Below are 14,920 nucleotides of genomic sequence, written 5' to 3'. Positions count from 1 at the left end.
CATTATATTTTGTTGAAGTGCTGCTTGCAATCGAATACACGTTCGTTTACGGTTGAAGCAAGGGGGGAGAGCATGCTAATTTCATTGCCGTTTATGTATGATTTTGGCCGGGCACTGGATCGCTTATCTTTGGATCCGCTGCACGCTGTCGACTTGTCTGAAAACAGTGTCAAAGTACCAATGAGCGAAGGGAATAGTGTTACAGTCAAAGCACTTGGTACAACAGAAAAGCCGGTTTTTGCCATCGAAGGCGCGAAGGATGGGCAGGAAGAGAAAGTGAAGGAGCTTTTTCATTTTCACCGATCCTTAGAGCCGATCAACGAACATTTCAAAGGAACCAATCTTGGCCATCTTTTTGAAGAACATAGAGGCACGCCGCTGATCCGTGAATTTTCCCTATATGGCTCTTTGATGAAAAGCATTATCCATCAGCAATTGAATTTGTCTTTTGCCCATACGTTGACGTGCCGGTTTGTCCAGAAATACGGACAGGAAAAGGATGGGGTTTGGTTTTATCCAGAGCCGGACATTATAGCTAATATAGATGTACTGGAGTTGCGGGAGCTGCAGTTCAGCACAAGAAAAGCGGAATATGTGATTGGATTGTCGAAAGCGATTGCCGAAGGAAAGTTGAATATTGAAGGGATGGAAGCAAGAACAGATGAAGAGATTACAGCGGAACTGATTGCTTATCGTGGCGTTGGCCCGTGGACTGCCCAAAACTTCCTGTTGTTTGGGTTAGGGCGGCCCAATTTGTTTCCGCTGGCGGACATCGGCTTGCAAAATGCACTGAAAATCCAGTGGCAAATGAAAGAAAAGCCGAAAGCTGAAGAAATTATAAGGCACTTGCCTGACTGGTCGCCGTATTTGTCGTATGCGGCATTATACCTGTGGCGCAGTCTGGAATGAAAATCAATACAAAACGCCTTTTTCCACAAGTAAGCGAAAAGGCGTTTTTATGTACCTATGCAATTAGAGGCAAATTGTGCGCCCAATTATGCGTTTGACTCCATGTCGAAATGGGTTTCGCTAAAGTATAAGAAAGATTCTTGTTCGATGTCCTCCAATTTTTCTTTGTTCAAACCAATTTCAAGTTCTCCTGAGAAAATAGGTTCCCACCAGTTTGGTTGATTGTTCATGATGCATTCCTCCTCGAAATTTTTGATCTTAATTGTTTGACTATTCTATACCCCCAAAGGTTACACTATTAAACAGAGAAACGTAATTTAAGCCATTTGGCCATGAGGGGAAGAGGGGTTTCATGATATCAATCGGCATTATTGGAGCAGGCATTGTAGGCGAACGGATCATTAAACAGATTCAGCAAGAAAATGGTGTAGAGATATTGGCGGTATATGACGAACAGCAAGAACGCTTGGAAACACTTCACAAAACATATGGGGTGCCGATTGCTGAAACGCTGGAAGAAGTATTGAATTCACAGATAGACTGGCTGTATATCGGCACGCCGCCGTCTTCCCATTCGGCTATTGCCAGGCTAGCGGCAAACGCAGGCATCCATGTGTTAAGCGAAAAGCCGCTTGCGCATAATGTTGAAGACGGGGAAGCGATGGTCAAAGCGGCGCAGGATTCACGTGTGCAGACTGCCATGCATTTTCCGCTTATGTACAGCCCATCTGTCCGCGAGATGGCTAAAAGGATTCGAAATGGCAGCATCGGGAAAATCGTGCGAGTGGAGCTGCAGACGTTTTTTCCGGATTGGCCGCGTGCTTGGCAGCAAAATCCGTGGATTGCTTCACGGAGCCAAGGCGGATTTGTCCGGGAAGTGTTTCCGCATTACTTACAGCTGATTCATCGCTTGTTCGGCGAACTCGAAATCGAGTCGCACCACATCACCTATCCGGCCCAGCCTGACAAATGCGAAACGGGCGTTATCGCCCAGGCGGTCGCCCTGCAGGATGAAATTCCGGTTTTGCTAACGGGCTTGAGCGGCATCGGGCAAAAGGAATTGCTGGAGTTCAAAGTATACGGCGAAAAAGGCGTGTTGACTTTGGAGAATTGGTCGGCACTTTATGTTTCGGAAAAATATGAAGAACGGAAACAGCTTGCCGATTTAAAGCCTGTGCCTTCTTTGTTTGAAGAAATGAAAAAACATTCCGCATTGCTTGTGCCTTTTGAAGAAGGGCTGATCATTCAGCGCTATATCGATTTTTTATTGACTGATAAAAAAAGTTGAGCTGAGGAGGGAAAAAATGAATTTTACAGCAATTGATGTTGAACGGATGATTGAGGAACAACACGATTATTTTTATACCGGCGCAACAAAATCGGCGGATTTCCGGATCGACCAATTAGGCCGGCTGAAAGAAGCCATCATCGCCCGCCAAGAACGGGTTATCGACGCATTAAAGAAAGACTTGGGCAAAGGCGAGTTTGAGGCATACACAACAGAAGTTGGTTTTGTTCTAGATAACATCAGCAGCATGTCCAAAAATATTAAAGAGTGGATGGAACCAGAAAAAGTGAAAACCCCACTCCACCTTCAGCCTGCCAAAAGTTTTATCGTTCGGGAACCGTATGGCTCGGTACTGATCATCGGCCCTTTCAACTATCCTTTTCAGCTGGTCATGGAGCCATTGATCGGCGCAATCATCGGAGGAAATTGCGCTGTCGTTAAACCATCGGAAGCAACGTCGAATGTTGCAGCTGTTATTCGTGAGATTATTGAAGACACGTTTCCGCCTTATTACATCCGTGTCGTTGAAGGCGAAAAAGACGAAGTGACCGCATTGATCCATGCATCGTTCGACTATATATTCTTCACTGGCAGTGTTAACGTCGGAAAAGTCATTATGAAAGCAGCTGCTGAAAAGTTGACGCCAATTACGTTGGAGCTTGGCGGGAAAAGTCCAGCCATCGTCGACCAGACAGCCAATCTGGAATTGGCAGCTAAACGGATTGCTTGGGGCAAGCTATTGAATACCGGCCAAACGTGTGTAGCTCCCGACTATGTGTGCGTCCATGAATCTGTAAAAGAAGAATTTCTGGAAAAGCTTCAAAAAACGATTGTCAGCTTTTACGGGAAAGATGCCCAAAAAAGCCCCGATTATGGCCGCATCGTCAATGAACGCCATTTTGACCGGTTAGCAGACATCATCCAGAAGGAATCCTCACATATTATTTATGGAGGTAAACTGGACCACAAAGATTTGTATATCGAACCGACCATTTTGGACAATATTGGTTGGAACAGCCCATCGATGGAGGATGAGTTGTTTGGTCCCGTTTTGCCTGTTATCACATATACAGATCTGCCAAAACTGTTAAGCCAGATTCGCAAATTGCCAAAACCGCTTTCTGCTTATCTGTTTTCCGAAAACGAACGCGCCATCCAGTTTTTCTTGGATAAATTGCCGTTCGGTGGTGGATGCATCAATGATACGGTCTCTCATGTGGCCAGTTCGTATTTGCCGTTTGGAGGAGTCGGCTCTTCCGGCGTCAATTCTTATCATGGAAAAGCGAGCTTTGAAGTATTCACACACGGAAAAGCAATATTGAAAAAATCAACAAAGTTCTCGACTGATTTGTTGTACCCGCCATATAAACGAAAAGTAAAACTTGTCCGAACAGTATTGAAATAAGCGGCCCTCGGGTCGCTTTTTTCTTTTTACTCCTGCTATGATGGAGGCAAGAGGTGATCGGAATGGCAGAGCGCATACTTATCGTGGAAGATGAAAAAAGCATTGCCCGCGTATTGGAACTTGAACTTACATATGAAGGATATGAAACGGCAGTAGCCTATACGGGAGCAGAAGGGCTGATCAAGTTCCGGGAAAATGACTGGAATTTAATCTTGCTCGATTTGATGCTTCCGGAAATTCATGGCTTGGATGTGTTGAAACGCATCCGGTCCTCAAATCTCGATACGCCGGTTATTTTGCTGACAGCTAAAAGCGACGTCAAAGACAAAGTGGCCGGACTGGATTTAGGCGCCAACGATTATGTCACAAAGCCGTTTGAAATTGAAGAGCTGCTGGCTAGGATCCGTGCATGCTTACGTCTCAATAATGGAACTAACAACAAGGATGTGCACCGTTTCGAGGAGCTGGAACTGAATGAAAGCACGAGGGATGTTTCAAGGAATGGCCGAGTCATTGAGCTGACTCCCAGGGAATTTGATTTGCTCTTGTACTTGATGCAGCATCCGCAGCAAGTGCTCAGCCGCGAACAAGTGCTGAATGCGGTTTGGGGTTATGATTATTATGGCGACACCAATGTCATCGACGTCTATATCCGCTATTTGCGGAAAAAAATAGATGCCGGAGAAACTTCAACTTATATTCAGACTGTCCGAGGGATAGGCTATGTGCTGAAGGAGCATCCGAATGAAGCTGAAAAATAAAATTCATCTATGGTCGACGCTCCTGATGCTGGTCATTTTAATCGTATTAATGGCTGTTGTTTATATCACATTCAGCCGCCTGGCCATTTCAACAGAAGTCAGCCAGCTGGAAACAGAAGTCGAGGCCATTGTCACTACTTTCAATGCCAACCCGACAGACAATCCGAGTGCTGTATTGCGTGCATTCGTGCCGTCTTATGGTTTGATCAAAGTGGTCGATGGCAATGTGGAGCTGATCCGGGAAATCCGGGATCCGCAAACGACGGGTGAATTCCCTATTGAGGCGCAAGAAAACTCAGGGACACTCCAAGTGGACAATAACCGGTTTGCTTATGTCCAAACGCCAATCATCTGGACAGACGGTGAAATAGCGACGCTCCTTGTTGCGCAAGAACTGCGCGACGTCTCCAGCAATTTGCAGACCCTCCGGCTCGTATTGATCACCGTTACTTTGCTGGCGATGATTCCGATTGTCCTTTCCAATGCAGCTCTCGGCCGGCTCATCACCAAGCCGATCACCAATTTGACAACTACAATGACACGGATACAGGACAGCGGACAGTTTGAGAAGCTGCCGATCGATCAAGAGACGGATGATGAAGTCGGACAAATGGGCAAGACATTCAACGGAATGATGGATCTTCTAGAAGAAAACTACCGAAAACAGGAAGAATTTGTTTCGAATGCATCCCATGAACTGAGAACGCCGTTAACCGTTATCGGCAGCTATGCGAAGTTATTGCAGCGCCAAGGAATGGGCGATGAACAAGTTGCCGAAGAAAGCCTGAATGCCATCCAAGCTGAATCCGGCCGGATGAAGAACTTGATCGAGCAATTGCTCCATATCGCTCGGCGCAGTGAAGCCCAGTTAGAACTCACGGAAGCTGATTTGATCGAGATACTGAATCAAGCCACAACGGCACTGCGGACTTCTTATAACCGGGAATTAGTGTTGTTAACCGATGAATCCCATATAAATATCAAAACGGACGTTTCAAAACTAAAGCAATTGCTCTATATTCTTTTAGACAATGCATTGAAATACAGCGCTGGCCGAATAGAGGTGGCTGTTCGGAACAAAGAGGATTTGGTGATTCAAATCCGTGATTATGGCATCGGCATTCCGAAAGAATCGCTGCCTTATGTTTTTGACCGCTTTTACCGGGTCGATAAAGCGCGCAGCCGTGAAACCGGCGGATTTGGCCTTGGCCTATCCTTAGCCAAGCAACTCGCTGACGGTCTTGGGGCCAAGCTGGAAATTGAAAGCGTAGAACACCTGGGCACAACAGTTTCGATCATTTTCTCATCGGATTTTAATGTTAAGGCGATACAATTGTCTGAGGAGGGATGATGATGCGGAAATGGATCATTATGGCTTTGGCCACTGTTTTTCTTGGTGCCGTTGTTTTGGGCTTGCTGCTGAGCAGGCAGACGGGCGGCGAAGAAATTAATGCCGAAGAAGCCGGAGCTAAAGTGGAAGAGTTATATGACGGAAAAGTGGAAGAAACGCGCACTGCCGGTGATAGTTATGAAGTGAAGTTTGCCCGCGAAGGCGGCCAGTATGCAGCGGTAGTCGATAAAGAGAGCGGACAAATTAGGTCTGTAGAGTTGATCCGAAAATCGGAAACGCCGCAAAAGCTGACTGAAGATGAAGCGGCCGCCATTGCTCTACAAGAAGCGGAAGGGGAAGCGGGGAAAGTAGTCTATTCAAAAGAAAGCAATGAATTTCAAGTGGAAGTCAAAGGGGCGGAGAAAATTTCGACCGTTTTTGTGTCCGCTGATACCGGAGAAGTCCGGAAAATAACAAATGAAGCTGTGGAAGCAAAACCTGCGTCAGAACCGGTTATTACCCAAGACAAAGCAATCGGGATTGCGAAAAAAACTTTAGATGGAGAAGTCGGGGAAGTGGAATTTGTCGCTTCTGAAGACGGCGGCTACTACTTGGTGGATATCGAAAACGAAGAAACCGAACAAGAAGTGCTCGTTCAAGTCCATGCCATTCGTGGTGAAACGATGACCGTAGAGTGGGACGACTGATAAATTCCGCTAAAAAACAAAAAGCGAAAACCTGAGAAACATTTCATGGTTTTCTCATCATTTTCTCATAAAGCCTTAACGGTCTTCTCAGAAGCGGGGGCTATAGTAAAGGCATACCGAAGAAGGAGGAGATCAATGATGAAAAAAACCATTTACGCTGCAACGACTGCCGGAGTTCTAGGTTTTGGAGGAATTGTTTTTGCAAATGTAGATTCAGCGGAAACTTTAACAAGCCAACCCGCAAATCAACCGCCAGCCGCAGAGAGCCAAAATGCAACAAGTGAGAAATTGCTGTCATTTGAAGAAGCATCAAAGAAAGCATTGGAAATCGCCAATGGAACCATCACGGACATCGAACTTGATGACGATAAGAACAAGCCACATTACGAAGTAGAGATCCGCCATGAAGGATATGAATATGATTTGAAATTGGATGCCGTCAGTGGAGCCATTTTAAGGCAAGATCGTGAGAAAGAAGATGAGGACGACGGCGCTGAAAAACCTGCTGACGGCATCATCAGTTCTAATGAAGCGGTCGAAGCTGCGCGTACCGTAGCAAAAGGACAAGTAAAAGAAGTCCACTTGGATGATGATGATGATGATGATAACGGATCGGTAAACTATGAAGTCGAGCTGAGAGATGGCAAGACAGAACATGAAGTAAGCGTCAATGCGATGGATGGTTCAGCGGCTTTACAAGCATCAGGTAACGATGATGACGATGACGACGATGATGACAAAGACGATAACGATGACGACGATGATGACAACGACGATGACTGAATTTAAGAAACAAAAAAGGAGCCGGCCGGCTCCTTTTTTGTTTCATTGCCGCCAGACAATTGCCGCTTGCATATTGGCGTTTGATACAGACACGGCCTGTCTTCAAATTCATCCGGATGTTTTATTCAGACGGGGATAATCGTAAAACGCTCCGCAGAGCAGTTTTCTTTCGATAGATTTCATCCATACAGCTATATATTTGGCTGTCAGAAACCGTTTGATTTTGATATGATTAAAAGATCAGGGGGGCGTTCGGAAATGGCGTATGAATGGAAACAAAGCGAAACGATTGAACTCTTAAATAGATTGGTCGATATTCCAAGTCCGTCGGGTTATACACAGACGATAATGGAACTCATCCGTGAATTGTTGTCAGAATGGAAAGTCGAGTACACGACGACTAGAAAAGGCGGCGTCATCGCCACTATCAAAGGGCAGGATCAAGAACGCCACCGTTTATTAACAGCGCATGTTGATACACTTGGAGCCATGGTCAAAGAAATTAAACCAAGCGGCCGTTTGAAATTGTCATTAGTCGGCGGGTTTAAATTTAATGCGGTTGAAGGCGAAAACTGCCTGATCCACAAAGCGGACGGTTCTGTTGTCTCAGGAACCATTTTGCTGCATCAAACGACGGTTCACGTATATAAAGACGCAGGCTCTGCAGAACGCAATGAAAACAACATGGAGGTCCGGTTGGATGAAAAAGCTTTTTCTGAATCGGAAGTCCGTGCTCTCGGCATAGAAGTCGGAGATTTTGTTTCTTTCTCGCCGCGCTTCAACACAACAGATTCGGGTTACATTAAATCACGCCACTTGGACGATAAGGCGAGTACGGCATTATTGCTTCAATTGGTAAAAAGCTTGAGTTCTTCTGATGAAATACTGCCGCACACTACCCATTTTTACATATCAAACAATGAAGAAATAGGCTATGGCGGAAATTCCAACATCCCGCAACAAACAGAAGAATACATTGCGGTTGACATGGGAGCGATTGGAGACGGCCAAGCATCAGACGAATACACAGTTTCCATTTGCGCCAAAGATTCCAGCGGGCCGTACCATTACGGTTTGACGCGCCACTTGGTCGACTTAGCGAAAACAAATAAAATACCATACAAAGTGGACATCTATCCGTACTATGGTTCTGATGCTTCTGCAGCTATCAGTGCTGGATATGATGTCAAGCACGCGTTATTTGGTCCGGGAATTGAAGCTTCGCATTCATATGAACGGACACATACGGATTCACTAAAAGCTGCGGCAGCATTGCTTCATGCGTATGTATTGTCGCCGCTGGTTCCCTAATTAGGAGGATTTACATGAACATCAAGCACTTACTAGAAAATATTCCCTACACAAAAATAGACGGCGTTTTGCCGGAAAATATTTCTCATATCACGATGGATTCCAGAGATGTTAAAGAAGATTCTCTGTTTGTCTGTATCAAAGGGTATACGGTCGATGGCCATAATTTTGCTGAATTGGCTGCAAAGAGCGGGGCTACAGTCATCCTGTCAGAAAAGCCCCTCACAGTTCAGAATGCAGCAGTGGTTATTGTTGAAGATACTGTACGCGCGCTTGGAAAGTTGGCTGCTGAATTTTACGGTTATCCTTCTAAAGAAATGCAGATGATTGGCGTTACCGGCACGAATGGCAAAACGAGCGTAGCTGGCATGCTTCATGCCATGTTGATGGAATTGGGCAAAAAATCGGCGCTGACTGGAACTATCGGTTTCAATTTGAATGGAGAGCTGTATCCATCGGCGAACACCACAAGCGATGCGCTGACCACACAGCAAATGATTTTCCGTGCCAAAGAAGAAGGTTGCTCTCATATGTCGATGGAAGTCTCTTCGCATGGGCTGGTTCTCGGCCGCTTGGCGGGCGTGGAGTTCAATACAGCAATCTTTACGAACTTGACGCATGACCACTTGGACTTCCACGGAACGATGGAGGAATACGGCCATGCAAAAGGGCTATTGTTTTCGCAGCTCGGCCAAGATTTGGCTGAAAAAAAGCAAGCCGTGTTGAATGCAGATGATCCTTGGTCCGAACAGTTTGCTAAAATGACGCCGCATCCGGTGTATACGTACGGTGTCCACAGCGATGCCCAGTTCAAGGCCGACAATATTGAAATGGACCACAAAGGAACTACGTTCACGCTAACGTGCAGTGAAGGCGAATTTCCGGTAGCCATGCGTTTATTGGGCCATTTTAATGTTTCTAATGCACTTGCAGCCATTACGGCGCTTTATGCAGAAGGCTTTGCGCTAGAAGATATTTTGGCAGCTTTAGCAGTTATTCCGCCGGTAGAAGGGCGCATGCAAAAAGTCGAAGTGGACGCGCCGATTACGATTTTTATCGATTATGCGCATACGCCGGATGCGATTGAAAAAGCATTGAACGCGGTTGAAGATTTCAAAAAAAATAAAGTGATTTTTTTAGTGGGGACAGGCGGCAACCGCGACAAATCCAAGCGCCCAAGCATGGCTGAAAAAGCTTCACTTGCGGACTATGTCGTTCTCACAACAGACGATCCGCGCTATGAAGAGTACGACAGCATTTTAGGCGACTTGAAAATCGGGATGACCCATGACAACTTTGCATGCATCGGTGACCGTGCGGATGCAGTGCGGCATGCTGTACAGCAGGCGGAGCGGGGAGATATAATTATCTTAGCCGGTAAAGGGCATGAAGATTACCAGATTATCGAATCGACCAAATATCCGCACAGTGATAAAGAGATTGCTATTAGAGAAGCAAAGAAAAAATTCCAGGAAAAAGAGGCCTAAGCGGCTTCTTTTTTTGTGCGAAAGCTTATAATTCTTGTTTTTTCCGACCGCGTTCTCTAATATGAAGAGAGTAGATTAAAGGAGCGTAAATGATGTCAGATCAATTAAAAAATGAAATTCAAAATAGAAGAACTTTCGCTATTATTTCCCACCCGGATGCAGGGAAAACAACGTTAACCGAAAAATTGTTATTGTTTGGCGGCGCAATTCGCGACGCCGGCACAGTAAAAGGCAAGAAAACCGGGAAGTTCGCTACTTCCGACTGGATGGAAATCGAGAAGCAGCGTGGAATCTCCGTTACTTCCTCAGTAATGCAATTCGATTATAGCGGCCACCGTGTCAATATTTTGGATACCCCGGGACACCAAGATTTCAGTGAAGATACTTACCGTACATTGATGGCAGTAGACAGTGCCGTCATGATCATCGATGTTGCAAAAGGGATTGAAGCGCAGACTGTGAAACTGTTCAAAGTTTGTAAAATGCGCGGGATTCCGATTTTTACTTTTATCAACAAAATGGACCGCCAAGGAAAAGAACCGCTTGAATTGATGGAAGAACTTGAGGAAGTTCTTGGCATCGAATCGTATGCTATGAACTGGCCAATCGGTATGGGCAAAGAGTTTTTGGGAATCTATGACCGCTACAACAAGCGTGTAGAACCGTTCCGGACAGAGGGCGAACGTTTTCTGGCAATTGACGAAGACGGCGAGCTAATCGAAGACCATGAAATGAAAAAAACTTCTTATTATACACAAGCGATGGAAGATATTGCGCTGCTTGATGAAGCAGGCAACGATTTTTCTATTGACCGTGTGAAAAAAGGAGAACTTACGCCGGTCTTTTTCGGCAGTGCACTTGCCAATTTTGGCGTCGAGACTTTCTTGGAAACATACCTTCAGTTTGCTCCTTCGCCGCAGCCGCGCGAAACAAAAGAACAAGAAGAGATCAATCCAGTGGATATGCCTTTCTCAGGATTTATCTTTAAAATCCAAGCCAACATGAACCCGGCCCACCGAGACCGGATTGCTTTTGTGCGCATCGTGTCCGGCAAGTTTGAACGCGGCATGAACGTTACGCTTGCACGTACAGGAAAGTCGTTCAAACTGTCCCAGACCACACAGTTTTTGGCTGATGACCGTGAAACGGTAAGCGAAGCTGTAGCAGGTGATATTATCGGTTTGCATGATGTGGGGAATTATCAAATTGGTGATACACTTACAAGTGGAAAAAAATTCCAATTCGAGAATCTTCCGCAATTCACACCTGAGCTTTTTATGAAAGTGACAGCGAAAAACGTCATGAAGCAAAAACATTTCCATAAAGGAATCCTGCAATTGGTGCAAGAGGGCGCCATTCAATACTACAAAACTTTGCATCTGGAAGAAGTCATCCTTGGCGCAGTCGGCCAGCTTCAATTTGAAGTGTTCGAACACCGAATGAAAAACGAATATAATGTTGAAGTTCGGATGGAGCCAATTGGCTCCAAAATCGCACGCTGGATCGAGAACGAAGAAGATGTTAAAGAATCGATGTCGAGCGGACGTTCAATGCTCGTAAAAGACCGCTTTGACAATTTGGTGTTTTTGTTCGAAAACGAATTTGCCACTCGCTGGTTCCAAGACAAAAACCCGGAAATTCGCCTGTATAGTTTGCTGTAATCGAAAAACCTGCGCAAGCAGGTTTTTTATTTGTCCAAATTAAGAAAACTGCCTGTTATTTTCTTCTAGTTCTCAAACACTTGATAGATTAAAATTTGCGGTTCTATTTATTTTTTTTTATGATTAAAGGACGAGACAAAGAGAGGTTTGGGGCAAATGCATATTAGTGATTTTTCAATAAGAAGACCAGTCTTTACCATCGTCATTATGTTTTTGATTATTATTCTAGGCGCGGTTTCTTTTTTTAAGATACCGATAACGCTTATACCGGAATTGAATCCACCGATTGGTGTGGTTGTGACCAATTACCCAGGGGCAAGCCCCACAGAAGTAAATGAAAAAGTGACCAAGCCCTTAGAAGCAAACCTTTCCACCCTTCCAGGAATCGATTCTTTGCAGTCTTCTTCGGAAGAAGGATCAAATTTCATCTTGCTGGAATTTGATTGGTCAACGAATATAGAGGATGTGCAGGCGGATATTATGCAGCGGATCGATCAAACTATAATTCCGGAGGACTCCAACAAGCCTCAGTTTTTCAAATTTGATCCTGCCCAGTTTCCAATCATTCAATTGGCCATTCGCGCTTCAGGAAGCGGAGAAGATGTCCGTGTATTGGCGGAAGAACTGGAAACTGAACTTCTTCAAACAGAAGGAGTTGCGAACGTTAATGTTTCAGGTTCTTTGATCGAGGAAATTCAAGTATCGTTAGACCAGGGAAAACTTGAAGACCGGGGACTGCAGCAATCGGACATTGTCCAACTGATTCAATCGAATAACATCTCCATGCCTGGAGAAACCATTGAGACCGAAGATGGGCGGCAATTGACCACCCGTGTTCTCAGCTCTTTGACTAGTGCAGATGACATTCGCGATTTAGTTGTGACGGTTAATCCTATGGACGGAGAGAATATCACGATTGGAGACGTAGCGGAAGTTTCCGTAGCAGAACAGGAAGCCAGCAGCGAAACGCGGGCCAATGAGGAGCCGGCGGTATTGCTATCTGCTTTACAGGAATCAGGCGCCAATACAGCAGATGTCTCCCAAGCTTTTCAAGAAAAGCTTGATGAATTGCTGCAGGAGGATCGCTTTGAAGGTGTAGAAGCAGATATTTTGTTTGATCAAGGGGATTATGTGCAGCTTGCGGTCAGCAATATCGGCCAAACTCTTATTTATGGCGGGATTTTTGCAATGCTCGTGCTCTTTTTCTTTTTGCGGGGCATCAAGAGCCCGATTATTATTGGCGTAGCCATTCCATATTCGGTCATTGTGACATTTGTGCTTATGTACTTTGCAGATTTTGCGCTAAATATCATGACACTCGGGGCGTTGGCTCTTGGCATCGGGATGCTCGTTGACAACGCAATTGTCGTGATTGAAAATATCGAACGGCACCTTTCAATGGGAAAAAATCCTAAACAAGCTGCTTCAGAAGGAACGAAAGAAGTGGCAGGAGCCATCACGGCTTCCACGCTTACGACTGTTGCTGTTTTCGTGCCGGTCATGTTCATCACCGGATTGATCGGGGAAATTTTCTTTGAATTTGCCGTAACGATATCTTTCAGTTTGTTCGCCAGTCTCGCTGTCGCTTTAACTGTTATCCCAATGCTTGCTGCCCAGTTGTTGAAAAAGCCGAGAGGCAATATAGAAGCAAGACAGCGGCGTTCAAAAGGGCTTAAGAACTTCCAACGCTCTATTGTATGGGCATTGGCGCATCGTTTTATACTGTTAGCGGCTGCACTGTTATTTTTAGCTTTGGGATCCTTCGGCGTTTACCAAGTAGGTACCGAATTCCTGCCAGCAACAGATGAAGGTTTTATTAGTGTAGCGGTTGAATTAGAAAATGGTTCATCCCGCAACGCCACTGATGAAGTCGTAAATGTAATTGAAGAAGAACTGGAAAAAGAAGAAGATGTTGAAGTGTTTGTCAGTTTGATCGGAAATACTCAACAAGGACAGGCTCAAGGCACATCCCAAGCCAATATAGCTGAAGTCTATATTAAAATGCTGCCTCTAGAAGATCGTGAACGCTCGGTTTTTGAATTTGTGGACGAAGTTCAGCCCCGGGTGCTGGAAAAAGTAGGCGAGCGTGCTGAAGTGAATTTCAACCTTCAGACTGCAGCCGGATCTTCGCCAAACACCTTATCGTTCACAGTGACAGATACAGATAAAGAACGCCTTGATGAAGCGGTCAGCAAAATCAGTACGGCTTTACGCGAAGTTCCGGAAGTTACCGAATTAACAAATGACCGGGAAGACACAATCGAAGAAATTCAGATGGTGATCAAAAAAGATGAAGCGACAACAAATGGGCTTGCTCCTGCCCAAATTTCCCAAACTGTCAATAATATGACCAGGGGCGTGTTGGCTACCCAAGTGTTAGCTGAGAACGATGATATATTGAATGTCTATGTGGAACTGGATCCAAATGATAGAGACAGCGTGGAAAAGTTGCGCAATCTTAAGCTGCGGGCTCCTGCCGGCCAATTTGTGGAACTTCAAGACTTAGCTGAAATTGATGTTTTGGAAGGTCCTGTAGACATAAAGCGCACAAACCAAGCGGATAGCGTAGCTTTTACCTTACAGCATAATTCAGATGTGACGCTTGGCGAAATGTCTGATGAAGTGGACAAAGCACTAGAAGATCTCAACTTGTCTGAAGATACTTTGATTCAATTTGGCGGTGACCGGGAGTTATTGGACAATGCGAAAAACGATATGATTTTGGCTGTTGCATTAGCGGTTGTCCTAGTTTACATCGTCATGGCTGCTCAATTTGAGTCGTTCAAGTATCCATTTGTTATTATGTTTACTGTTCCCTTAATGGTCATTGGCGTATCAATCGGCCTATTCGTTACACAAACTCCGATAAGTATTACGGCAGTTATCGGCATACTTGTCTTGGTAGGGATTGTAGTCAACAACGGGATCGTTCTCGTCGACTATATCAATCAAAGGAAAGCCGCCGGAATGGAATCCTATGAGGCCATTATCACATCTGTACGTGACCGGTTGCGGCCAATTCTGATGACAGCATTAACCACCATACTAGGGTTGCTGCCTCTTGCCCTAGGGATTGGAGAAGGAACTGAAATCAATCAGCCTATGGGTATTACTGTAATCGGCGGATTGATAAGCTCGACCTTCTTATCGTTGTATATTGTGCCGATTGTCTATAGTCTTTTTGATCGGCAAACAAGAAAAATGAACCGAAAACGTGCATAGTAAGAGTTCCGGAATGTCTAATTCCGGAACTCCTTTGATTTGCTCCCCCTTTACTA

13 protein-coding genes are annotated in these 14,920 nt (G+C 45.2%); 12 read left to right on the top strand and 1 reads right to left on the bottom strand.

Going from position 1 to position 14,920, the window contains the following annotated elements; genetic code table 11:
* Window positions 1-72: 72 nt before the first annotated feature.
* A complete protein-coding gene (locus FQV28_RS09480; protein ID WP_146495881.1) occupies window positions 73-909 on the top strand; it encodes a DNA-3-methyladenine glycosylase family protein in 837 nt (278 codons plus the stop codon).
* A gap of 86 nt (window positions 910-995) precedes the next feature.
* Here the strand turns inward: FQV28_RS09480 and FQV28_RS19205 are convergent, their stop codons facing one another.
* The gene (locus tag FQV28_RS19205) at window positions 996-1,139 is read right to left on the bottom strand and encodes a hypothetical protein (RefSeq protein ID WP_186763829.1); all 144 of its coding nucleotides are present in this window, start codon (window positions 1,137-1,139) and stop codon (window positions 996-998) included.
* Between the two features lie 122 nt (window positions 1,140-1,261).
* On the opposite strand from FQV28_RS19205, the gene FQV28_RS09475 reads away from it, so the two are divergent.
* The 11 genes from FQV28_RS09475 (at window position 1,262) to FQV28_RS09425 (ending at window position 14,864) form a co-directional block, all read left to right on the top strand.
* Window positions 1,262-2,197 (top strand): Gfo/Idh/MocA family protein, encoded by a 936-nt coding sequence (locus FQV28_RS09475; RefSeq protein WP_146495879.1) that lies wholly within the window; start codon window positions 1,262-1,264, stop codon window positions 2,195-2,197.
* Between the two features lie 16 nt (window positions 2,198-2,213).
* A complete protein-coding gene (locus tag FQV28_RS09470; RefSeq protein WP_146495877.1) occupies window positions 2,214-3,602 on the top strand; it encodes an aldehyde dehydrogenase in 1,389 nt (462 codons plus the stop codon).
* 62 nt (window positions 3,603-3,664) lie between these two features.
* Window positions 3,665-4,363, top strand: coding sequence for a response regulator transcription factor (locus FQV28_RS09465; protein WP_146495875.1), 699 nt, complete (start codon window positions 3,665-3,667; stop codon window positions 4,361-4,363).
* Complete coding sequence (locus tag FQV28_RS09460; protein ID WP_146495873.1) at window positions 4,347-5,714, top strand: sensor histidine kinase; 1,368 nt, start codon at window positions 4,347-4,349, stop codon at window positions 5,712-5,714. The genes FQV28_RS09465 and FQV28_RS09460 overlap by 17 nt, the downstream gene beginning before the upstream one ends.
* A gap of 2 nt (window positions 5,715-5,716) precedes the next feature.
* The gene (locus FQV28_RS09455; RefSeq protein ID WP_186763828.1) at window positions 5,717-6,400 is read left to right on the top strand and encodes a PepSY domain-containing protein; all 684 of its coding nucleotides are present in this window, start codon (window positions 5,717-5,719) and stop codon (window positions 6,398-6,400) included.
* A 138-nt stretch (window positions 6,401-6,538) separates the two neighbouring features.
* Window positions 6,539-7,183 (top strand): PepSY domain-containing protein, encoded by a 645-nt coding sequence (locus FQV28_RS09450; RefSeq protein ID WP_186763827.1) that lies wholly within the window; start codon window positions 6,539-6,541, stop codon window positions 7,181-7,183.
* A complete protein-coding gene (locus FQV28_RS09445; RefSeq protein ID WP_222433257.1) occupies window positions 7,134-7,322 on the top strand; it encodes a hypothetical protein in 189 nt (62 codons plus the stop codon). Before FQV28_RS09450 ends, FQV28_RS09445 begins: the two co-directional genes overlap by 50 nt.
* Before the next feature lie 119 nt (window positions 7,323-7,441).
* Window positions 7,442-8,494, top strand: a complete 1,053-nt coding sequence (locus FQV28_RS09440) for a M42 family metallopeptidase (RefSeq protein ID WP_146495865.1) — start codon at window positions 7,442-7,444, stop codon at window positions 8,492-8,494.
* A gap of 14 nt (window positions 8,495-8,508) precedes the next feature.
* Window positions 8,509-9,981 (top strand): UDP-N-acetylmuramoyl-L-alanyl-D-glutamate--2,6-diaminopimelate ligase, encoded by a 1,473-nt coding sequence (locus tag FQV28_RS09435; RefSeq protein ID WP_146495863.1) that lies wholly within the window; start codon window positions 8,509-8,511, stop codon window positions 9,979-9,981.
* 92 nt (window positions 9,982-10,073) lie between these two features.
* Window positions 10,074-11,642, top strand: coding sequence for a peptide chain release factor 3 (locus FQV28_RS09430; RefSeq protein ID WP_146495861.1), 1,569 nt, complete (start codon window positions 10,074-10,076; stop codon window positions 11,640-11,642).
* Window positions 11,643-11,798: 156 nt separating this feature from the next.
* The gene (locus FQV28_RS09425; RefSeq protein WP_146495859.1) at window positions 11,799-14,864 is read left to right on the top strand and encodes an efflux RND transporter permease subunit; all 3,066 of its coding nucleotides are present in this window, start codon (window positions 11,799-11,801) and stop codon (window positions 14,862-14,864) included.
* Window positions 14,865-14,920: the final 56 nt, after the last annotated feature.

The sequence above is a fragment of the Planomicrobium sp. CPCC 101079 genome (assembly GCF_007859275.1).
GTDB lineage: Bacteria > Bacillota > Bacilli > Bacillales_A > Planococcaceae > Planococcus.
Note: the sequence above shows the minus strand (reverse complement) of the source record. Positions and strands in the feature narration are given on the sequence as shown.